Raw genomic sequence first — 20970 nt, 5'->3', positions numbered from 1 at the left:
CTATTACATCACTGCATAGGGTGGGGAATTCTTGTCGATGGGCGGCCGAAGCCGGCGGTGGCACAGTCCGCGCGGTTCATCCATCGCACATCGGCACCATGCACCTTCAACTTCGTTCCCTGATCGCAGGCGCCGCGCTGCTCGCGGCTTCGTTGGCCCAGGCCGCCCCCACGTCCCAGCAACTGCAGGACCTGGCGAAGCAGGAGCAGCCCGCGCTGCTGGAGACCCTGCGGTCGCTGGTGGAGGTCGAGTCCGGCAGCAAGGACCTGGAGGGCCTCGCCGCGGTGGCCGGGCTGATCGCCGGCAAGCTGAAGGCGCTGGGCGGCGAAGTCTCGATGATCGAGCCGACCGAGCTGTACCGCATGGAGGACACGCCGGAGCGCGTGGGTGCCATGGTGAAGGCGCAGTTCAAGGGCCGGGGCAGCAAGAAGCTGCTGCTCATCGCCCACATGGACACGGTGTACCTGAAGGGCATGCTGAAGGACCAGCCGTTTCGCGTCGACGGCGGCCGGGCCTACGGGCTGGGCATTGCCGACGACAAGCAGGGCATCGCCACCATCCTGCATGCGATCGCGCTGCTGCGAAAGGCGGGCGTTGACGACTACGGCACGTTGACGGTGCTGATCAACGGCGACGAAGAGGTCAGCTCGCCGGGTTCACGCGCCACGATCACACGCACCGCGGCGGACCAGGACATGACGCTGTCCTTCGAGGGCGCCGGCGCGCAAGGCGGCGTGCGCCTGGCGACCAGCGGCATTGGCTCGGCCTACCTGACGGTGCAAGGCCGCTCGTCGCACGCCGGCTCGCGGCCGGAGGGCGGCATCAACGCGCTGACCGAGCTCGCCCACCAGTTGTTGCAGATGCAGGACTTGTCGGAGCCTGCCACGGGCCTGAAGCTGAACTGGACGCTGGCCCAGGCGGGCACGAATCGCAACGTGATCCCGGCCCAGGCCACGGCCCAGGCCGACGCGCGCGCGCTGCGCGTGTCCGACTTCGAGCGCCTGGAGCAGGAACTGCAGCGCCGCATCCAGAAGCAGCGCGTGCCCGATGCCAAGGTGCAGCTCAAGTTCGAGGTGCGCCGCCCGCCGTTGGAGGCCACGGCGGCCTCACGCGCGCTGGCCAAGCGCGCCCAGGCCATCTACGCGGAACTGGGCCTGCCCATGCAGGTGGCCGAAGTCGCCACCGGCGGCGGCACGGACGCTGCGTTCGCGGCGCTGCAGGCGCGCGGGCCGGTGATCGAAGGCCTGGGCCTCACGGGCTTCGGTGCCCACTCCAACGATGCGGAGTACGTGGATATCAGCTCCATCCCTCCGCGGCTCTATCTGGTGGCGCGTCTGATCATGGACATGTCCAGCGCTAACCCTTAAGCCCAACCGGGAACGTGCGCACTTCGGTGAAGTTGCGCACGGATGCTGCCGGTCGGCGCGCTGGCATGAATCTGGCCGTCCCGCGGTGCCCACCCATGGGCAGCGACCGAGTCAGGCCCATCCCGCTGCTCTTGAACCGGCGTAAGCGGCAAGCCAAAGGCGGTCGGATGTCCGCTATGTGCGTGGCGCATTGATCAAGGTAAGGCGGCGGGACCTTGCCACCGCACAGAATGCCGGCACGAAAAAAGCGCCGGCTCCCGGGACGTGGCGCCCAGGGACAGCACCGACATGAAACCGCTCACCCTCGCCAGCCTGCTGCTGGCCCTGCCGGCGTTGGCCACCGCCAACGTCTACCGCTGCACTGATGCCCAGGGCAAGGTGACCTACCAAGCTCAACCCTGTGTGGACAACGGCGCCAGCCGCAAGCTGGAGGTCGAGCAGCGCAGCGCGCCTCCACCGCCCCCACCGGCGCCGGCACGTCGCCCCTTGCCGCAGGGCTTCGAGCCCTCGGCCGCGCCATCGGCACAAGCCGCACCGACCGGATCGGCCGCCCCCGTGCCGGTGCTTTCGGTGCAGGCAGCGCCGACGCGCCCTGCGAATGCCAAGCCGCCGCTACGCGTCGTGGAGCCCGCCGGTCAGCTGGCCGGCATGGCGCAATGGGGCTCACAGGCCGATACCCTCGCCGTCTCGGCCTACGAGTTCATCGGCAACGCCACGCAGGTGCTGGTCGATCATCCTGCGCGGCCCGTGCTGCTGGTGCTCACCAGCTACCACGCCACCACCTGGAAGGTGCAGGCGGGACCGGGCACGCGGCTGCTGGCCATCGTCGTGGCCTCCAACGAGGGCCGCACCGGTGTGCAAGGCCCGCCGCAGGTGCCGGTCATCACGGATGAGCTGCCCCATGCCTACGAAGCCGACAACATCAACTTCCGCACGCTGATCCGCCGCCTCAACAGCCGCTACGGCGTGACGCAGCTGACCGCCTTGCGCGGCAGCTACCGCTCGCCCGAGACGATCACGCTGCGCGGGCCGTATGTTGCCGACCCGATGCTCTCGCTGGACGGTATCCGCCCCGAGGTAGCCAGGGCGCGCATGAACTTTGAGCTGCTCAGCATCGACGGCCGCCGCCTGGCCTGGACAAACACCGGCCCGCGGGAGGGCCAGCGCTTCTCTGGCATCGTGCGCGGCGGCGGCATCTGGGCCCGGACCAAGGGCGCACCGGCGGCGGTGCGCGACGACGGTGGCGAGGCCTATCTGTTGGACGGCAACGGCAGCGACCTGCTCTGGTTTCCCAATGGCTTCGCGGGGCCGAAACAGAAAGTCGAGCTGCCCAAGTCGCTGCCGCCGCTGTCCTGGGGCGCGGCCCTCGCATGGGACCAGGCCAAGGGCGTGCTGGGCCTGGTGTCCTTCGGCGGCGAGGGCTACTTCTACCGCTATGACACGCGCCGCCGCGAATGGCTCGGCGCCACATCGCTGAAGGACCGCGATCTGACCGGGCTGGCCCACGATCCCGCCACGGGCCGCTATGTGGGCATCACCAACGCCGCCGAACTGCTGGTCTTCAATGAGCGCGGCGACATCGACGAAGTGCTGCCGCTGATCAAGCAGCTGGCCGACGTGGGCAGCGTCTACGACCGCAACAACGCGCGCCTGGACAGCCTCTCGGTCGCCGTTCAAGGCCAACTGGCGGCCATCATCAACGTGCGCGACAACAGCGTCACCCACATCTGGACGTATGACCTGCGCGCCCGCAAGGCCCAACTGACCTACAAGGCTGTGGACTGAGCACGCGGCCAATTGACCGCGGACGGTGAGCCAGACGAAGTTCTATAGAAAGAAACCTGCAATGCAGCCTGGACGAAGCACCCCTCTCAGAATTGACGATTCCTCGCGCAAGTTGCCCTGGCACTGGCTGCTTGGAATTGCCGCATTGATCTCCGCGGGGGCAGGCGCTTGGACCTTGTGGGGGCCTGCCCAGAGACCCGTCGCCAATGCCCTGCCGCGACTGGCCGAGGAACGTCTCTTCCCGCTGAAGGAGGTGGTGGATGCCGCCAATGTTGCGTCCCTGCAGCACCGCCAGGTGAAGCTGGTCGGGAAACACACCGGTCACACCGTTGTACTCAAGGGTCGCGACATGGCAGGACGCAGCGGCTACTACGTGCTTGAGCCCTTCATCGAAAAGGGAGAAAACGGTCTGGCAGTGTTGGTGCAGCGCGGCTGGGTGTCGCCCAACACGCCCAACCTCGAAAGAAGGCTGGTTACACCGAAGCATGACTTGGTGATTGAGGGTCGGCTTGCGATCCCCTCGCTGGGAGCGGACGCCAAGGCAGCCAACGAAACAGGACTGATACGAGAGAACTTGAGCCTTCAGAGGTATGCACAAGAAATCGGGATGCCGCTGGTACCCATGGTGATCCTGCAGGAGCCAGGAGATGGGTGGACCGAACAACAGATTCGTGAGGACCTGTTCCAACGTCGCTGGAGCGAGTTGTACCCGCAGGACAAAAACCTCTCCCGCAACGCGTGGGCACTTTTAGTCATTGGCCTGGTACTCGCTGCACTCGGACTCTGGCTGAGACCCCGTGGCGGTCGCAGCCAGAAGAACGGCTGAGGAGCGGGCTGACACCCGTGCGGTCGTTGAACCAACATGCGGGGCGACCGCTTCCTGGCGACTGTTCAGGCTGGTTCAATTGCCGATTTTGGACGCGCCCCACAAGCGCTTAGCTCGCGAGAGCTGGCATTGACCCGCGCCGCACTCAATACCGGTTCTTGCGGTAGCGGCCATTGGGTGGCGAATTCGGGTGACGCTACTCAGCCTGCTGCAATCATCGAGTTGTGTCGTGGTGCTCGTCAGCTAAGCCGCCACCGGCTGACCGACGATCTGCCGCAGCACGCGGTCCTCCAGTTCGGCGAAGCCGGGCGCAGCGCGGGAGCGTGGGCGGGGCAGGGCGACGCCGGCGTCCAGCGCAATGCCGCCGCGGTCGATCAGCAGCACGCGGTCAGCCAGCGCTACCGCCTCGGCGACATCGTGCGTGACCAGCAGTGCCGTGAAGCCGTGGCGGCGCCACAGCTGCTCGATGAGTCTGTGCATCTCCAGGCGCGTCAGCGCGTCCAGCGCGCCCAGCGGCTCGTCCAGCAGCAGCAGGCGCGGCTGGTGGACGAGGGCGCGCGCGAGCGCCACGCGCTGGCGCTGGCCGCCGGACAGCGTGGCGGGCCAGTCGCCGCCGCGGCCGGCGAGGCCGACCTGCGCGAGGGCTTCCATCGCGCGGTCCCTGGCGTCGGCACCGCTCAGACCGAGGGCCACGTTGTCGACGACGCGCTTCCACGGCAGCAGCCGCGCGTCCTGGAACATCAGCCGGCGCTCATCGGCCGCGCCGGCCTCGATGGCGCCGGCGGTGGGTGCGTCCAGCCCCGCGATCAGGCGCAGCAGCGTGCTCTTGCCGCAGCCGCTGCGGCCCACCAGCGCGATGAATTCGCCCGGGGCGACCGTCAGGTCCAGGTCGTGCAGCACATGGCGTGCGCCGAAGGACTTGGCGACGCCGCGCAGTTTCAGTGCCAGCCCGCGCGATGCGTCGCGCGCCGGCGGTTCATCGGCCACGCGTTCACGCGGCAGCACGGGCGCGTCGATTTCGGTCAGCCACATGCTCAATTCCCCTCGACGGCATAGCCGCGATGCCAGGGCAGCCAGGCCCGCTCCAGGCCGCGCGCGACGACGTCGGCCAGCTTGCCCAGGATGGCGTAGAGCAGGATGCCCACCAGCACGGTGTCGGTCTGCAGGAACTCGCGGGCGTTCATCGTCAGGTAGCCGATGCCGGCCTGGGCCGACAGCGTCTCGGCGACGATGAGCAGCACCCACATCAGCCCCAGCGAGAAGCGCAGGCCCACGAGGATGGACGGCAGCGCGCCGGGCAGGATGACCTGCGTGTACAGCTGCCAGCCCGTCAGGCCGTAGCTGCGCGCCATCTCGATCAGGTCGCGGTCGACGTTGCGGATGCCGTGGAAGGTGTTCAGGTAGACCGGGAAGAACACGCCCACCGCCACCAGCACCAGCTTGGCCGCCTCGTCGATGCCGAACCACAGGATGACCAGCGGGATCAGCGCCAGTGCGGGGATGTTGCGCAGCATCTGCAGCGTCGTGTCCAGCAGCGCTTCGGCACGCTGCCAGGTGCCGGTCAGCAGGCCCAGCAGCAGGCCCAGCCCACCGCCGATGGCCAGCGCGGAGAAGGCGCGCGCCGCACTGACGCCGACGTGATGCGCCAGCTCGCCCGAGCGCAGCAGCTGCCAGAACGCGGCCAGCACGGCGGCCGGCTCGGGCAGGATGCGCGCCGACAGCACGCCGGCGCGCGATGCGATCTCCCAGCCCAGCAGGATGGCCGCGGGCAGCAGCCAGGGGGTGAGGCGGCGGGCGATCGTCATGTCAGCTCGCCGACACGGCCTTGGGCGCGTAGCTGTTGGCGACGACCTCGCCGAATGGGCCGGTCAGCACCGGCGCGCTGAGCTTCTCGCGCACGGCCAGCGGCAGCAGCGGGAACACCAGCTCGGCGAAGCGGTGCGCTTCGTCCAGGTGCGGGTAGCCACTGAGGATGAAGTATTCGAGGCCGATGTCGGCATAGGCCTTGATGCGGTCGGCCACCTGCTGCGGGTTGCCCACCAGCGCCGTGCCGGCGCCACCGCGCACCAGGCCCACGCCGGCCCACAGGTTGGGCGAGATCTCCAGCCCCTGGCGCACGTCGGCCTTGTTGAACTGGCCGCCATGCAGCTCGGCCATGCGGCGCTGGCCCACCGAGTCCATGCTCTTGAAGCGCGCCTGCGCGGCGGCCACGGTGGCCTCGTCCAGCTCGGACAGCAGCTCGCCCGCGGCGCGCCAGGCCTCGTCCTCGGTCTCGCGCACGATGACGTGCAGCCGGATGCCGTACTGCAGCTGGCGGCCGTGCGCGGCGGCGCGCTCGCGCACGTCGGCCAGCTTCTTCTCGACCTCGGCCGGCGGTTCGCCCCAGGTCAGGTAGGTGTCGACCTGGGCGGCGGCCAGCTCGTGCGCCGGGCCCGAAGAGCCACCGAAGAACACCGGCGGGTAGGGGTGGCTGACCGGCGGGTAGAGCACCTTGCCGGCCTTCACGCTGAGGTGCTGGCCGTCGAAGTCGAAGCCCTCGCCGTCGTGTGAGCGGGCCAGCAGCTCGCGCCAGATGCGGATGAACTCGGCCGACTGCTCGTAGCGCTCGGCATGGCCCAGGAACTGGCCGTCGCCGGCCAACTCGTCGGGGTCGCCGCCGGTGACGAGGTTGACCAGCAGCCGGCCGCCGGAGAGGCGGTCGAGCGTCGCGGCCATGCGGGCGCTCTGCGACGGCGCGACGAGGCCGGGCCGCAGCGCGACGAGGCCGGGCCGCAGCGCGACCAGGAACTTGAGCCGCTTGGTCACGTCGATGAGGCTGGCCGCGACGATCCACGAGTCCTCGCAGGACCGCCCGGTAGGCAGCAGCACGCCCTCGTAGCCCAGGCTGTCGGCGGCAATGGCGATCTGCTTGAAGTAGGCGTGGTCGGCCACGCGCGCGCCGCGCGAGCTGCCCAGATAGCGGCTGTCGCCGTGGGTGGGGATGAACCAGAAGATCTTCATGCGCGCTCCTTGGCGGTCAGCACCGCGTCGGCGACGCGGATGGGGCGGGGGATGAGGCCCAGCTCGGCAAAGGCGTCGGCCACTTGCTGCTGCTCCTTGACGAGTTCGGCGCTCAGCGGCGCCACCGGCGCGGCGCCGCGGCGCTCCACCATGCGCTGCACGGTGGCCACCGGCAGGCCGGCGAAGTCGGCATAGCGCTGCACGGCGTCGCGCTTCTCGGCGCGCACGCGCGTGTCGGTGTCGGTCAGCGCCTGGAACAGCGTCTTCAGCAGCGCCGGGTGCTGGCTCAGCGTGCGCGATGCGAGGTAGAAGGTGTTGTTGCTGGTCAGCCCGCGGCTGGTGGCCAGCGCGCGCAGCTCGCCGCTGATCTCGGCCGCCGCGTAGTAGGGGTCCCACACGGCCCAGGCGTCCACCGAACCGCGCTCGAACGCGGCGCGCGCATCGGCCGGCGGCAGGTAGACGGCCTGGATGTCGGTCCACGCCAGGCCCGCGCGCTTCAGCGCCTGCACGGTCAGGAAGTGCGCGCTGCTGCCCTTCTGCAAGGCCACGCGGCGGCCCCTCAGGTCGGCCAGCGTCTTCAAAGCCGAGTCGGGCTTGACGAGCACGGCCGAGCTGTCCGGCTTGGGCGGCTCGGCGCCGACGTAGACGACGTCCTTGCCAGCCGCCTGCGCGAACACGGGCGGCGCGTCGCCGGTGGCGCCCAGGTCCACGCTGCCCAGCGCCAGCGCCTCCAGCAGCTGCGGGCCGGCGGGGAACTCGGTCCACTGCACCTTGGTGCCGGGCAGGCGCTGCTCCAGCAGCCCGTAGCTCTTCAGCAGCGCGAGGTTGAACGAGCCCTTCTGAAAGCCGATGCGCAGTTGCTGCGGCGCGCCCGGTGGCTGCGCGCGCACCCACAGCGCGGCCGTCGTGGCCAACACGGCGACGGCCGCGCGGCGGGTGGTGTGCCCGCTCACCGCTTGACCTCGGCGACGGCGGTGCCTGGCAGCGCATCGGCGACGCGGATGGGCTTGGGAATCAGCCCCAGCACGTGGAAGGCGTCGGCGATCTTCTGCTGCTCGGTGGCGACCTGGGGCGTCAGCGGCTTCACGCCGAACTGGTAGCGCGTCAGGCTCTTCTCGACGACCTCGGGCTCCAGCCCCTGCAGCGGCGCGATGACGGCGGCCGCGGCCTTGATGTTGGCCTTCAGGTAGGCGGCCTGGGCCTGCGTGTCGTCGAAAAGCGCCTGGATGACCTGCGGCTGCTTCTCGGCATAGCCGCGCTCGGCCAGGTAGTAGGCGTAGTTGTTGACCAGGCCGCGGCCATCGGCCAGCAGGCGCGCGCCGCTCTGCTTCTCGACGGCGGCCAGGAAGGGGTCCCAGATCACCCAGGCGTCCACCGCGCCGCGCTCGAAGGCCGCACGCGCATCGGCCGGCGGCAGGTAGACGGGCTGCACGTCCGAGTACTTCAGGCCCTGTTTCTCCAGCGCCTTCACGAGCAGGTAGTGCACGTTGCTGCCCTTGTTCAGCGCGATCTTCTTGCCCTTCAGGTCGGCCAGCGACTTGATGGTCGAGTCCTTGGGCACGACGATGGCCTCGGCCTCGGGGGCGGCGGGGTCGAAGCCGATGTAGACGAAGCGCGCACCGGCGGCCTGCGCAAAGATGGGCGGCGCTTCGCCGACGAAGCCCACGTCGACAGCGCCGACGTTCAGGCCTTCCAGCAGCTGCGGGCCGGCGGGGAACTCCACCCACTTCACCGCGACGCCGAGCGGCGCCAGGCGTTTCTCCAGCGAGCCGCTGGATTTCTGCAGCGTCAGCAGGCTGGCGGATTTCTGGAAGCCAATCCTCAAAGTTCCGGGCAGCGTCGTGGTCTGCGCCGTGGCATGGATGCTGGCGGCGGCGAGCAGCAGCGGCGCGGTCCAGCGAAGCAGTGAGCGGAAGAGCATGTGATGTCCTGTGCAAAAAGATCCCGGCGCCGCTCAAGGCGCACCCGATCCGCACCCGCGGCGCCGGGATGAAGTCGCCGATCCCGAGGAGGGTGGCGAGGAGACAAGGGGTCAGAAGGTGTTCGGTTCAGCGCCGACAGTCGACGTCGGCGGCGGTGCGCATTCGTGGCGCCAGCGGCAGGGCCGGGGCGAGCGCGCGGTCCAGTCGCGCCAGCAGTTCGGGGTCGGGCACATAACCGCCCGCCTCATGGCGCTGCAGCTGCGCGTCGGTGGCGAACACGCCGTCCAGCACATGGCGCGCGCCCAGCGCCGACAGCACCGGCTTGAGCGCGTAGTCCAGCGCCAGCAAATGGGCCGCGCTGCCTCCGGTGGCCAGCGGCAACACGGTCTTGCCGCGCAGCGCGTCGGCGGGCAGCAGGTCCAGGAACAGCTTGAGCAGGCCGGAGTAGGCGGCCTTGTAGATGGGCGTGCCGATGATGACCAGCCCGGCGCCCGCCACCGCGTCGACCGCCTGCGCGATGCCGGGCTCCTGCGCGTCGCCCGCGAGCAGGGCCGTGGGAGGCAGCTCGCGCACGGCGATGTGCTCACTGCGCGTGGCCACGCCTTCGAGGCGGGTCAGCGCGAACTGCGTCAGCCACGCGGAACGCGATCGTTCGCTGGGACTGCCGGAGATGCTGGTGATGTGCATGGTGGCCTGCTGCTGTTCAGGCCACAACGATAGGGACCGGGGCTTCCTCGCGGAACGAAGGAAAGCGGGGATGCTTATGCGGGCAGTGGTGAAGCACGCTTTTGGCGTCAGGAGCCTGCGCTGGACTCCGGCGGTGGCTCGCCCGGTTTGAGATCCTTGATCTCCTTCTGCACGCCGCGCGGCCCGGTCGGTGCTGCCGGTGGTGCGGCGTCGTTGGTGCGGGGGTGCTGCTCCAGCGTGCTGGCGGTGTCGCCGGCCGGGTTGGGCGAGGCCTCGCCCGCGGCCTCGGCGGGCGACGGCTTGGGTTCTTGTTCAGGTCGCGCGGTTTGGCCCACGTGGCGCAGGGGGTTGCTCATGACGGCTCCATCGGTGTTGGACCCCATGCACTGGGCAACCGGCATGCCTGCCTGACCTGAGCCTGGTCCCTCCGGCGGGAATCGAACCCACATTTGCCGCTTAGGAGGCGGCCGTTCTATCCATTGAACTACGGAGAGCACCGCTCGCCGGGGAGTGCCCGGCGAGGGCGCGGATTCTCGCATGGGCTGCCAGCCACGCCCGGGCATGGCATCTCGCTATCGCCGCCATTGGCAGGTTTGCATTGATCGCTACCGCACCCACTTCTAGACTGCCCGGCACCTGAGGACAACCCATGGAGGCAAGCATGTCCACCGAACCCAAGTGCCCGTTTTCCGGCGGCGCGCAGAAGCAGCACAAGCACACCTCGGCCGGCGCCAAGGGCAACCGCGACTGGTGGCCCAACCAGCTGAACGTGGCCATCCTGCACCAGCACTCGCCGCGCGCCAATCCGATGGGCACGGCCTTCAACTACACCGAGGCCTTCAAGACGCTGGACCTGGACGCCGTCATCAAGGACTTGCATGCGCTGATGACCGACTCGCAGGACTGGTGGCCGGCCGACTACGGCCACTACGGCCCCTTCTTCATCCGCATGGCCTGGCATGCTGCCGGCACCTACCGCGTGGCAGACGGCCGCGGCGGCGCGGGCACGGGTGCGCAGCGCTTCGCGCCGCTGAACAGCTGGCCCGACAACGGCAACCTGGACAAGGCGCGCCGGCTGCTGTGGCCCATCAAGCAGAAGTACGGCAGCAAGATCTCCTGGGCCGACCTCATCGTGCTGACCGGCAACGTCGCGCTGGAGTCCATGGGCTTCAAGACCTTCGGCTTTGCCGGCGGTCGTGCCGACATCTGGGAGCCCGAGGTCGACATCTACTGGGGCCCCGAGAGCACCTGGCTGGGCGACGAGCGCTACAGCGGCGAGCGTGATCTCTCCAACCCGCTGGCCGCCGTGCAGATGGGCCTGATCTACGTGAACCCGGAAGGCCCCAACGGCAACCCCGACCCGGTGGCCTCGGGCCGCGACATCCGCGAGACCTTCGCCCGCATGGCGATGGACGACGAGGAGACCGTGGCGCTGGTGGCGGGCGGCCACACCTTCGGCAAGGCGCATGGCGCCGGCGACCCCAAGCATGTCGGCCCTGAGCCGGAGGGCGCGGACATCATCGAGCAAGGCCTGGGCTGGTCCAACAGCTTCGAGACGGGCATCGCGGGTCATGTCATCACCAGCGGCCTGGAGGGCGCCTGGAAGCCCAACCCGACGACCTGGGACAACGGCTACTTCGAGACGCTGTTCGGCTACGAGTGGGAGCTGAGCAAGAGCCCCGCCGGCGCCCACCAATGGCGACCCAAGGGCGGCGCCGGCAGCGACACCGTCGTCGATGCGCACGACCCGGCCAAGCGCCACGCGCCCATGATGTCCACCGCCGACATGGCACTGCGCCTGGACCCCGCCTACGAGAAGATCTCGCGCCGCTTCATGGCCAACCCGGCCGAGTTCGCCGACGCCTTCGCGCGCGCCTGGTTCAAGCTGACGCACCGCGACATGGGCCCGATCGCGCGCTACCTCGGCCCGCTGGTGCCCAAGGAAGAGCTGATCTGGCAGGACCGCGTGCCGGCCGTCGACCACCCGCTGGTGGATGCGCAGGACGTTGCCGCGCTGAAGACCAGGCTGCTGGCGTCCGGGCTGACGGTGTCGCAACTGGTCACGACCGCCTGGGCCTCGGCTTCCACCTTCCGCGGCAGCGACAAGCGGGGCGGCGCCAACGGCGCGCGCATCCGCCTGGCGCCGCAGAAGGACTGGGCCGTCAACCAGCCGGCCGAGCTGGCCCAGGTGCTGGCCAAGCTGGAAGCGGTGCAGCGCGACTTCAATGCCGTGCAGGCCGGCGGCAAGAAGATCTCGCTGGCCGACCTCATCGTGCTGGGCGGCAGCGCCGGCATCGAGGCCGCGGCCCAGCAGGCCGGCCAGGCCATCACGGTGCCCTTCACGCCGGGCCGCACGGACGCGTCGCAGGACCAGACGGACGTGGCCTCCTTCGCGCCGCTGGAGCCGGCGGCCGACGGCTTCCGCAACTACGTGCGCCCGGGCGTCGACGGCGCCGTCGTGGCGGAGCTGCTGCTGGACAAGGCGCACCTGCTCAACCTCAGCGCGCCGGAGATGGCGGCGCTGGTCGGCGGCCTGCGCGTGCTGGACACCAACGTGGGCAAGTCTCGCCACGGCGTGCTGACGACGCGGCCGGGCGCTCTGACGCAGGACTTCTTCGTCAACCTGCTGGACATGCGCACCAAGTGGCAGCGCTCGGAATCGGCGCCCGATGTCATCGAAGGCCGCGACCGCGGCACGGGTGCGCTGAAGTGGACGGCCAGCGTCGTTGACCTGGTGTTCGGCTCCAACTCGCAACTGCGCGCCATCGCCGAGGCGCTGGGTGCCAGCGACGCGAACGCGGCCTTCCTGCGCGACTTCGTCGCCGCCTGGGTCAAGGTGATGAACGCGGACCGCTTCGACCTGGCCTGAGCCCGGACGTTCCCCGAGCGGCCCCAGGGTCCGTGCGCCGACGTGGCGCACAGGCCCTGGGGCCGCCGCCATTGGGTGCTTGACAAACAGAGGCTCTCGCACAAATACTAAACCAAATGGTTAATCAATCGGATGCCTCCCTCGACCTCGTGTTCGCCGCGCTGTCCGACGCGACGCGGCGGCGCGTGCTGGAGCAGCTGGACGGCGGCGGCGCCGGCATCAGCGAGCTGGCCCAGGCCCACCAGATGTCGCTGCCCGGCTTCATGAAGCACCTGGCGGTGCTGGAGGCCGCCGGCCTCATCGCCCGCGCCAAGGAAGGGCGGGTCGTGCGCTGCGAGCTGGACGCCGCACCCATGCAGGCCGCCGCGGCCTGGATCTCGCGCTACGAGCGCTTCTGGCACGAGCAGCTCGATGCGCTCGGCCGCTATCTGCACCACCAAGAGGAAGTCACACCATGGAAAGCACCCGCGAACAACAGGCGACCGGCCAGGTCCGCCTCGAGCGGCACTACCCCGTCGCCGTCGAAAAAGTCTGGCGCGCGTGGACCGAGCCGCAAGCGCTGAGCCGCTGGTTCAACGCCGGCAAGCCCGACGCCGTCTCCGAGGCCGAGATCGACCTGCGCGTGGGCGGGCGCTACCGCATCGTCACCCGCCTGCCAGACGGCCAGACGAACGACGTCTCCGGCGAATACCTGGAGGTGCAGCCGCAGCGCCGCCTGGTCTTCAGCTGGGCCTGGATCAGCACGCCGGAGCGCGTGTCGCGCGTCAGCATCGACCTCGCGGCGCAGGATGGCGGCACGACGCTGCTGTTCGTGCACGACCGCTTCTTCGACGCCCAAGCCCGTGACAACCACGAGCGCGGCTGGCTGATGGCCTTCGAGCACATCGACAACCTGCTTAGCACGCCCCAGGAGGCCAGATGACACACCAAGGAAGCTGCCACTGCGGCCGCATCAAGTTCGAGGTCGACGGCCACATCGACTCGGCGCTGTCGTGCAACTGCTCCATCTGCCAGCGCAAGGGCTCGCTGCTGTGGTTCGTGCCGCGCGCCGCGCTGCGGCTGCAGACACCGGCGGAAGACACCGCCCGCTATACCTTCAACAAGCACGTCATCCAGCACATCTTCTGCCCGACCTGCGGCATGCACCCCTACGGCGAAGGCAAGGCGCCCAACGGCGATGCGATGGCAGCGGTGAACATCCGCTGCATCGAAGGCATCGACCTGAACGCCGTGCCGGTGACGCATTTCGACGGGCGGTCGAAGTAAAGGCGAGCTCACTCACTGTGATCGCGGACCGGCGCCGGGCCGCCCCAAGCCGGCCCGCAGGCGATGTGCTTGCGGCTCAATGCCGCATGCATCGCCGTCCCCTCGGGGGACCGACTGGGCTTGCCCGCGTTTAGCGCGGCAAGACTGGGCGAGGGGCATCTAGTTCCACTTCCACTGCCAGATCAGGTCCAGCGCGTTGTCGTCGCCGCCCTGGGCGCGCAGCGTGAAGCGCTGGGCGATGCGGTAGATCAGTTGCCAGCTGCCCGTCGTCGCGTTCAGGCTGCGCTCGTAGCCCACGTACCAGCGCCGCGAGATCTGCTTGCCCAGGCGCACGATGGTGGAGCGCGTGTCGTCGTCGCTCTGCGACAACGACAGCTCGTCCAGCCCCAGGTTGCGCAGCGCACGGCCGGTGGCGCCTTCGCCCTCGCCGCTGAGCAGGGCCACGGCGGCGCGCTGCAGCAGCGCGGTGTCGGTGCGCCCCAGGCTGTCGGGCTCGCGGCCCAGCAGCAGCCAGGACAGCTTGTCGGTGTCGCTCATCTCCGGTTCGGAGTACAGGCTCACGCGCGGCGCCAGCGCGGTGCCGCCGACGCGCACGCCGACGCGGATGTCCAGGTTGGGCCGCACGGCCAGCAGGTCCAGCGACGGGTTGTCCAGCGAGCCGGTGAAGGTGATGTCGCCGCGCTCGATGTCCAGCTTCTGGCCGTAGGCCGCGTACTGGCCGCCATCCGCGTCCAGCTTGCCGGTCACGCGCAGCGCGCTGCCGTCCTTCTGCGTGACCTGCAGCTGGCCGCGCAGCGTCGTCGCCAGGCCGCGGCCGCGCACCTTGAAGTCCTTGCCAAAGTCCACGGCGAGATTGACCGCGGTGTTGCGCACGGCCTTGGGCGCGGGCGGCGCGACCGGGCCGGTGTTGCGCGAGCTGCGCACGACGGTCACATCGTCGGCCAGCGTCGGCGCGTCGGCGCGCGTGAAGTCGATCAGGCCCTCATCGGCGCGCAACTTGCCGGCCAGCTGCAAGCCCTTGTCGTCCAGGTCCAGCTGGGCTTCGCCGCTGGCGACGATGCGGCGGTCCACGCGCGACAGCACGCGCAGCTTGTCGGCCTTGATCTCGACATGGGCGCGCGGCTTGCCGCCCAACTCGGCGTTGCCGGTGGCGCGCAACCAGCCATCGCCGCCGCGCGCTTCCAGCCGCGTCAGCTCGGCATGCTGGCCGTTCAGTGCCAGCAGGAAGCGGCCTTCGGTGAAGTCCACGCCGTACAGCAGGTGGCGCAACGCCAGGCCGTCGCCCTCGACGCTGCCGAGCAGGTCCGGCGCGCCCAGCCGCCCGGCCAGCTGGACGGTGGCCGCCGCGCGCCCGCCCAGCCGCCAGCCGGCCGGCACCCAGCTGCCCCAGGTGGCCAGCTGCGCGACGTTGGCCTGCAGCACGCCTTGCACCGGCGTCTGCGCATCGGGCAGCAGCTTTGCCGGGCGCAACGTCACCGCGCCGCCAAAGCTGCCCAGCTCGTTGCCGGCCAGGCCTTGCGCGAACTGCCAGACGCCGTCGTGCACGTTCAGCGCCAGGCGCAGGTCGGTCAGGCCCAGCGCGCGCGGGCCGAACTCGTCAGTCACGCGCAGGTCGCCGCTCTGGCGCTCGATCATCAGCTCGGCGGTCAGCTTGTCGTTCAGCAGCAGCGACGCATGGCCGGTCACGTGCAGGTCGCCGCCCCAGCCGAAGTCGGGCTGCCAGCGCGCCAGCAGCGGTGCGGCGGCCAGGTCTTCCAGCTGCAGTTCGGCGCGCGCCTCGGGCCGCTCGCCGCCCTGCCAGCTCAGCGCCGTCCAGCGCACGAAGGCGCCACCCACCTCGGCGCGGCCGGGCTCGGCGACGACGCGCAGGCCGGGGGCGGCCGTTGACACCTGCAGCGCCACGTTGCTGGCGGCCAGCACCGGCGGCGTGTTGGGCCGCAGCGGCGCCACGTCCAGCCGGGCGATGCGGCCGGCCCAGGCCTGGCCGTCCCAGCGGCCTTGCGCCTGCACGGTGGCGCCGAGGTTGAGGTCCTGCGGGTCGCGGGGTACGCGGCCGGCCAGCTGCGCCTTCAGCTCGTGCGCACTGCGCCGGCCTTGCAGGTCGATCTTGAGCAACTTGACGCTGGCTTGCGGATGGCGCACGCCCCCGGCCTCCAGCGCGAGCGCCAGCGGGCCGTCGCCGTCCATGCCCGGCAGCGGCAGCGCCCAACGCGCGCGGGCGCTGTCCAGCGACACGCCACTGGCGCTGGCCGCCGTCAGCGCGAGCCGGCCGCTGCCACCCACGCGCCATTCGGCCGGCGGCGCGGATCTACGTGCCGTCTTCGCGGTCGTTGCTGCAGACGCGCGAAGCAGTTGTAGATCGCCGTCACCTTCGGCCTGGCCCGTGACCGGGCCCTGGCCGAACAGCGCCAGCAGCGGGTTCAGCTCGGCCAGCTTGGGCGCCTGCAGCTTGAGCTTGGCGGCGACGGCGGTGGGCTGGGCCTCGCCGCTGGCCTGCGCGCGGTTGCTGCCCAGCCGTGCGTCGGCGTCGAAGGCGGCGGCGTCCTGCGCGCGCGGGCGCTTGAGCTTGAGCTGCCCCTCCAGCGGCAGGCCGGCGAACTGGCTGGGCAGCACGGTGGCATCGGCGCTGCCGGCCAGCGTGTCGACGCTGCTGCCGCGCAGGTCCAGCTGCGCATCGGCGTTCAGCCGCGTGCTGCCGGGCAGGCGGGCCCAGGCCGAGCCCGGCTCGCCGCGCCACAGCAAATGGGGGTCGAACTGGCGCACCTGGGCCTTGAGCTTGGCGGCCACGTCGGGCGCGCGTTGCGGGCGGTTGAGGGTGTCGACGCTGCCGCTGGCCTGCAGCTCGGCGTCGCCGCTGGCCAGCAGCGCCTCCTCGATCTGCCAGCTGCTGCCCTGCTCGTGCAGGCGGCCTTGCACGTGCGCGCGCAGGCGCAGCGGGCGGCTCTGCAGCGTGCCGCGCAAGTCCAGCCTGGCGGACAGCGGCGCCGCCTTGCTCGCGCCGCCGGACAGCGTCAGCGGGCCGTCCAGCCGCGCGGGTGTGGCGCGGGCGTCCAGCGCCTCGGGGCGCAGGCCTTGCACGCGGGCGTCCAGCTGCCAGCGGCCGTCGGCTGCGCGCTGGCCCTTGCCCTGCACGCGTGCGCCGCCGCTCAGTTCGGCATCGAGTGCTGTCAGGCGCAGGCTGGTGAGCTGGTCGGGCCGGCCGGCCACGGCCAGCGACAGCCGCGTGACGGGCAGGGCGCCCTGGTCCCAGCGGCCGGCCGCGCTGTTGCGCAGGTCGGCCTGCAGCGTGGCCTCGGCATCGCGAGCCGGGGCGCTGAGTTGGGCCGTGCCGGTCAGCGCGGTGCGCGGCAGGCCGGGCACCAGGGTGGCCAGTGCGGACAGGTCGAACTTGTCGGCCTGCAGCTGCAGCGCGTTGACGGGCCAGGGCGCGAACGGGTGGATCTCGCCTTCGGCCTTCAGCGCCTGCTTGGCGGCTTCCAGCTCGGCCTTGGCGGCAAGCTTGGTCAGCGGCCCGCGCGCGGCGGCCACGGCCAGCCAGGGCAGGTCGGTGGCCTCGTTCTGCTGCACGCTCAGCGTGGCCTCGGTGTGCAGCGGCGCGGCGCTGTCGACCTTGGCGTCGCCGGCCAGCAGCAGGTGCTGCCAGCGTGCGGCCGTCAGCTTGACGTGGTGGGTGCCGCTGCGTGGCAGGTGGATCTCGGCGGCGATGCCTTGCAGCGGCGGCTGGTCGGGCGACCAGCTGAGCTTGGCGATGCCCAGCTTGGCGATGTGCACCCCCAGCGGCAGGGACAGGTCGGGCGGCACGACCAGCGCCGTCGTGCTGGGCTGGGTGCGGATATGGACCTCGTCGACCGACAGCTCGGACGCCAGCAGCACGCCCTGGCTGGGGCTGACGCCCAGGCCCTTCCAGCGCAGGCCGCGCAGCTCGGCCTCGCCGCCGGCCCAGGTCAGCAGCAGGCGGCGGGCGCTGAAGTCGCCCATCAGCGAACCCTCGGGCGCCTCGATCTGCACGCCGGGCAGATGGGCCAGCAGCCAGGCGCCCCCGGACGGCCGCTGCAGCAGCCAGGCGACGAAAGCCGCCACGACCACGACCAGCACCGCCAGCCCGATCATCAGGTTGCGCAGCACGCGCAGGGAGCGCCTCACAGTGTGATCCCCACGCTGAAGTGCAGCCGCCACTTGCCTGTGTCATGCGCACGGGCGAAGTCCACGCGCAGCGGGCCGACGGGGCTGCGCCAGCGCACGCCGGCGCCGTAGCCCACCTTGGCGCTGAAGTCCTGCCAGCGCGACGCGGCATTGCCGGCGTCGACGAAGACGGCGCCCCACAGGCTGGGGAAACTGGCGACGATGGGCCGCGCGATTTCCAGGCTGCCGGTGGCCATCACGCGGCCGCCGACGGTCAGCCCGTCCTTCTCGGGGCCCAGGCTGCGATAGGCGTAGCCGCGCACGGACTCGTCACCGCCCGCCAGGAACAGCAGCTTCTCCGGCACGCCGACCTGCTCGCGCGCGATGACCTGGGCGACCTCCGCGCGCGCCGAGCCGAACCAGCCACCGAACGGCTTGTACACGCCCAGCTTGAACTGCATGCGTCCGAACGGCCCGCTGTCCTCGCTGCCGCCGCCGCGCGCATAGCCCAGGCCCACCAGGGCCAGCGCCTGGTGGCCGTCGGTGGGCAATAACGTGCTGTCCAGCCGGCGGCGTATCCACTGCTGGTTGATGGACACGGCCAGGTTGGTGTGCACGTCGCTGCCCGCTGTCTCGCGGGCGCGCAGCAGCTCGACATAGCTGAGCCGCTCGTCGCGCGTGGACTCGTACAGCCGGCCCAGGCGCAGGCCCAGGTTCTGCGCGATGGTGTCGCCACTGCGGTCCTGTTCGAACTGCAGGGACGCGAGGTTGCGCTTCAGGTCGGGCTGCGGGTGGGAGCTGAGTTCCAGCTCCAGGCCGCGCAGGTCGCGGCTGAGCTGCACCTTGGAGCGTGCGCGCACCGGCAGGTCGAAAGGGCGGCGGTGCAGGTGCTCGACGCTGATGCTCTGGCCGTTGTTGGCGTGGTAGCCGACGGCGACGGTGGCCTGTTGCAGCGCCGACTCGGTCAGCGACACGAGGATGGGGCTGGTGCCGTCGGCCGCCACCGTCTCGGGCTGCAGCTGCACGCGCACGGCGTCGAAGAGCTGGGTCTTGGCCAGGCGCTCCTGGAAGTCGGCGAGCTGCTGCTCGGTGTAGGCGTCGCCATGCCGGAAGCCGGTCAGCCGCTCGACGGCTTCGCGGCTCTGGCGCTTCAGCCCCTCGATGCGCAGCGTGCCCAGGCGGGCCCGCGCGCCGCTGGCCATCAACAGGTGCAGCTCCGCGGTCTGCGTGTCGGGGTCGACGCGCGCGGCCGTTTCGCCCCAGCGCGCCAGCGGGTAGCCGCCGGCGCGTGCCCGCACCAGCAGGTCGTTCTTGCCCGACGCCCATTGCGCCTGCGTGAAGCCGTCACCTTCGCGCAGCGGCCAGGCGCTGCGCAGGCTCTCGCGCAGCGCCTTGGCGTCGTCGTCGGCCAAGCCTTCCTGGAAGTCGATGACCACGCTGGCCACGGTCGTGCGCGGCCCGGGCACGACGCGCAGGCGCAGCCTGGACGCGTCCTGCTCGTCGCGCTGCACGGTGGCCGTGGCGTTGAAGTAGCCCTCGGTCTCCAGCAGCGTTTCGGCTTGCGCAGGCGCGGCCGCGGCCAGGCGCGCGAGCTCGGTGCGGCTCAGCGCTGCCTCGCTGGCGCGGTAGCGGGCGATGTCCAGGTGTTGCTGCAGCAGGTTGCGCAGCCGGCTGTCGCGCGCGTCGTCATCGACCTCGATGTCCAGGCTGTAGACGGCCGGGGCATCGGCGGGAATGTCCGGCGCGGGCTGGGCAGGCGGCTGCGGGGCCTTCGTCGCACAGCCGCTCAGTACCGCCACGAGCAGCAACGCGAGGAGACGCCTCATTTACTGAGCAGCCGCATCGCGCCTTCGAGGCCGGAGAGCGTCAGCGGGAACATGCGCTGCTGCACCAACTGCTGGATCAGCGCGATGCTCTGCCGGTACTGCCAGACGCCTTGCGGCTCGGGGTTGATCCACGCGTACTTGGGGAAGGCGTGGGTCAGGCGCTGTATCCATTCGGCGCCGGGCTCGTCGTTGTTGTATTCGACGCTGCCGCCGGCCTGCAGGATCTCGTAGGGGCTCATCGTCGCGTCGCCGACGAAGATGAGCTTGTAGTCGCGGTTGTACTTGCGGATCAGGTCGAAGGTGTTGAGCTTCTCGGCGAAGCGGCGGCGGTTGTTCTTCCAGACGAAGTCGTAGACGCAGTTGTGGAAGTAATAGAACTCCAGGTGCTTGAACTCCGTCTTGGCGGCGCTGAACAGCTCCTCGACGCGGTGCACGTGCTCGTCCATCGTGCCGCCCACGTCCATCAGCAGCAGCACCTTGACCTTGTTGTGGCGCTCGGGCTGCATGCGGATGTCCAGCATGCCGGCGTTGGCGGCCGTGCCATGGATAGTGCCGTCCAGGTCCAGCTCCAGCTCCGAGCCCTCGCGGGCAAAACGGCGCAGCCGGCGCAGCGCGACCTTGATGTTGCGCGTGCCCAGCTCCAGCGTGTCGTCGTAGTCGCGGTAGGCGCGCTGCTCCCACACCTTGACAGCGCTTTTTCCCCCGCCCTGGCCGCCGATGCGGATGCCCTGCGGGTTGTAGCCGCCGTTGCCGAAGGGGCTGGTGCCGCCGGTGCCTATCCAGCGGTTGCCGCCCTCGTGGCGTTCCTTCTGCTCCTCGAAGCGCTTCTTCAGCGTCTCCATCAGCTCGTCCCAGCCCATCTTCTCGACGGCGGCCTTCTGCTCGGGCGTCAGGTTCAGCTCGAGGTTCTTCTTCAGCCACTCCAGCGGCACCTCGGCCGTGAAGTCGGTCAGCATCTCCACGCCCTTGAAGTAGGCGGCGAAGGCTCGGTCGAACTTGTCGTACTGGGTCTCGTCCTTGACGAGGCTGGTGCGGGCCAGGTGATAGAAGTCGTCGATGCTGGCCACGCCGCCGTTGTCGGCGCCGCCGATGACGCCGGCCTGCAGCGCCTCCAGCAAGGTCAGGTACTCGGGTACCGTCACCTTGAGCTTGGCGGCACGCAGCGTGTAGAAGAACTGGATCAGCATGGGCGCGTGACTCGGGGGACTGCAGAGCGAAAACGATTATGCAGTGCGATATTCCCGCGACTTTGCGGTTGGCGTCGCTAGTATGGGCTGCATGTCGCTGCTGCAGGACCCGC

The 20970-nt window shown here is 70.3% G+C and carries 17 protein-coding genes and 1 tRNA gene; 7 read left to right on the top strand and 11 right to left on the bottom strand.

The features are described 5' to 3' along the window. The first annotated feature begins 98 nt into the window (after window positions 1-98). From AC1D29_RS19685 to AC1D29_RS19675, 3 genes are all read left to right on the top strand, one after another. Complete coding sequence (locus tag AC1D29_RS19685) at window positions 99-1367, top strand: M20/M25/M40 family metallo-hydrolase (RefSeq protein ID WP_477900510.1); 1269 nt, start codon at window positions 99-101, stop codon at window positions 1365-1367. Window positions 1368-1655: 288 nt separating this feature from the next. Then, a complete protein-coding gene (locus AC1D29_RS19680; protein ID WP_477900508.1) occupies window positions 1656-3152 on the top strand; it encodes a DUF4124 domain-containing protein in 1497 nt (498 codons plus the stop codon). Between the two features lie 25 nt (window positions 3153-3177). Then, window positions 3178-3978 carry an SURF1 family cytochrome oxidase biogenesis protein gene (locus AC1D29_RS19675; RefSeq protein WP_477900506.1) on the top strand — a complete coding sequence of 267 codons (801 nt, stop codon included), beginning with the start codon at window positions 3178-3180 and terminating at the stop codon, window positions 3976-3978. A 243-nt stretch (window positions 3979-4221) separates the two neighbouring features. Here AC1D29_RS19675 and AC1D29_RS19670 read toward each other — a convergent pair whose 3' ends face one another. The 8 genes from AC1D29_RS19670 to AC1D29_RS19635 form a co-directional block, all read right to left on the bottom strand. After that, entirely contained in the window at window positions 4222-5010 is a 789-nt protein-coding gene (locus AC1D29_RS19670) for an ATP-binding cassette domain-containing protein (protein WP_477900504.1), read from the bottom strand. Between the two features lie 2 nt (window positions 5011-5012). Beyond that, window positions 5013-5783 carry an aliphatic sulfonate ABC transporter permease SsuC gene (ssuC, locus tag AC1D29_RS19665; protein ID WP_477900502.1) on the bottom strand — a complete coding sequence of 257 codons (771 nt, stop codon included), beginning with the start codon at window positions 5781-5783 and terminating at the stop codon, window positions 5013-5015. A gap of 1 nt (window position 5784) precedes the next feature. Next, window positions 5785-6978 carry an FMNH2-dependent alkanesulfonate monooxygenase gene (gene ssuD / locus AC1D29_RS19660; RefSeq protein WP_477900500.1) on the bottom strand — a complete coding sequence of 398 codons (1194 nt, stop codon included), beginning with the start codon at window positions 6976-6978 and terminating at the stop codon, window positions 5785-5787. Next, the gene (locus AC1D29_RS19655; protein ID WP_477900498.1) at window positions 6975-7931 is read right to left on the bottom strand and encodes an aliphatic sulfonate ABC transporter substrate-binding protein; all 957 of its coding nucleotides are present in this window, start codon (window positions 7929-7931) and stop codon (window positions 6975-6977) included. Before AC1D29_RS19655 ends, ssuD begins: the two co-directional genes overlap by 4 nt. Continuing rightward, complete coding sequence (locus AC1D29_RS19650) at window positions 7928-8899, bottom strand: sulfonate ABC transporter substrate-binding protein (protein WP_477900496.1); 972 nt, start codon at window positions 8897-8899, stop codon at window positions 7928-7930. Before AC1D29_RS19650 ends, AC1D29_RS19655 begins: the two co-directional genes overlap by 4 nt. A 127-nt stretch (window positions 8900-9026) precedes the next feature. Beyond that, window positions 9027-9587, bottom strand: coding sequence for an NADPH-dependent FMN reductase (gene ssuE, locus AC1D29_RS19645; protein ID WP_477900494.1), 561 nt, complete (start codon window positions 9585-9587; stop codon window positions 9027-9029). 107 nt (window positions 9588-9694) lie between these two features. Continuing rightward, window positions 9695-9943, bottom strand: a complete 249-nt coding sequence (locus AC1D29_RS19640; protein ID WP_477900492.1) for a hypothetical protein — start codon at window positions 9941-9943, stop codon at window positions 9695-9697. Between the two features lie 63 nt (window positions 9944-10006). Continuing rightward, window positions 10007-10081: transfer RNA gene (locus AC1D29_RS19635), tRNA-Arg, on the bottom strand. A gap of 167 nt (window positions 10082-10248) precedes the next feature. Between AC1D29_RS19635 and katG the strand changes: the two genes are divergently transcribed. The 4 genes from katG (at window position 10249) to AC1D29_RS19615 (ending at window position 13722) form a co-directional block, all read left to right on the top strand. Further along, window positions 10249-12456, top strand: a complete 2208-nt coding sequence (gene katG / locus AC1D29_RS19630) for a catalase/peroxidase HPI (RefSeq protein WP_477900490.1) — start codon at window positions 10249-10251, stop codon at window positions 12454-12456. A gap of 116 nt (window positions 12457-12572) precedes the next feature. Then, window positions 12573-13019, top strand: a complete 447-nt coding sequence (locus AC1D29_RS19625) for an ArsR/SmtB family transcription factor (RefSeq protein WP_477900488.1) — start codon at window positions 12573-12575, stop codon at window positions 13017-13019. Next, window positions 12911-13378, top strand: coding sequence for an SRPBCC family protein (locus AC1D29_RS19620; RefSeq protein WP_477900486.1), 468 nt, complete (start codon window positions 12911-12913; stop codon window positions 13376-13378). The genes AC1D29_RS19625 and AC1D29_RS19620 overlap by 109 nt, the downstream gene beginning before the upstream one ends. Further along, on the top strand, window positions 13375-13722 hold the full coding sequence (locus AC1D29_RS19615; RefSeq protein ID WP_477900484.1) for a GFA family protein: 348 nt from the start codon (window positions 13375-13377) through the stop codon (window positions 13720-13722). Before AC1D29_RS19620 ends, AC1D29_RS19615 begins: the two co-directional genes overlap by 4 nt. Before the next feature lie 159 nt (window positions 13723-13881). Here the strand turns inward: AC1D29_RS19615 and AC1D29_RS19610 are convergent, their stop codons facing one another. From AC1D29_RS19610 to AC1D29_RS19600, 3 genes are read right to left on the bottom strand one after another with little or no spacing between them, the layout of a single operon-like run. Then, window positions 13882-17865 carry a translocation/assembly module TamB domain-containing protein gene (locus AC1D29_RS19610; protein ID WP_477900482.1) on the bottom strand — a complete coding sequence of 1328 codons (3984 nt, stop codon included), beginning with the start codon at window positions 17863-17865 and terminating at the stop codon, window positions 13882-13884. Next, window positions 17862-19670, bottom strand: coding sequence for an autotransporter assembly complex protein TamA (locus AC1D29_RS19605; RefSeq protein ID WP_477900480.1), 1809 nt, complete (start codon window positions 19668-19670; stop codon window positions 17862-17864). The genes AC1D29_RS19610 and AC1D29_RS19605 overlap by 4 nt, the downstream gene beginning before the upstream one ends. Beyond that, window positions 19667-20857, bottom strand: a complete 1191-nt coding sequence (locus AC1D29_RS19600; RefSeq protein WP_477900478.1) for a vWA domain-containing protein — start codon at window positions 20855-20857, stop codon at window positions 19667-19669. Before AC1D29_RS19600 ends, AC1D29_RS19605 begins: the two co-directional genes overlap by 4 nt. Window positions 20858-20970: the final 113 nt, after the last annotated feature.

The organism is Roseateles sp. P1_C6, from assembly GCF_056406315.1.
This window is presented reverse-complemented; position numbering and strand designations above follow the sequence as displayed.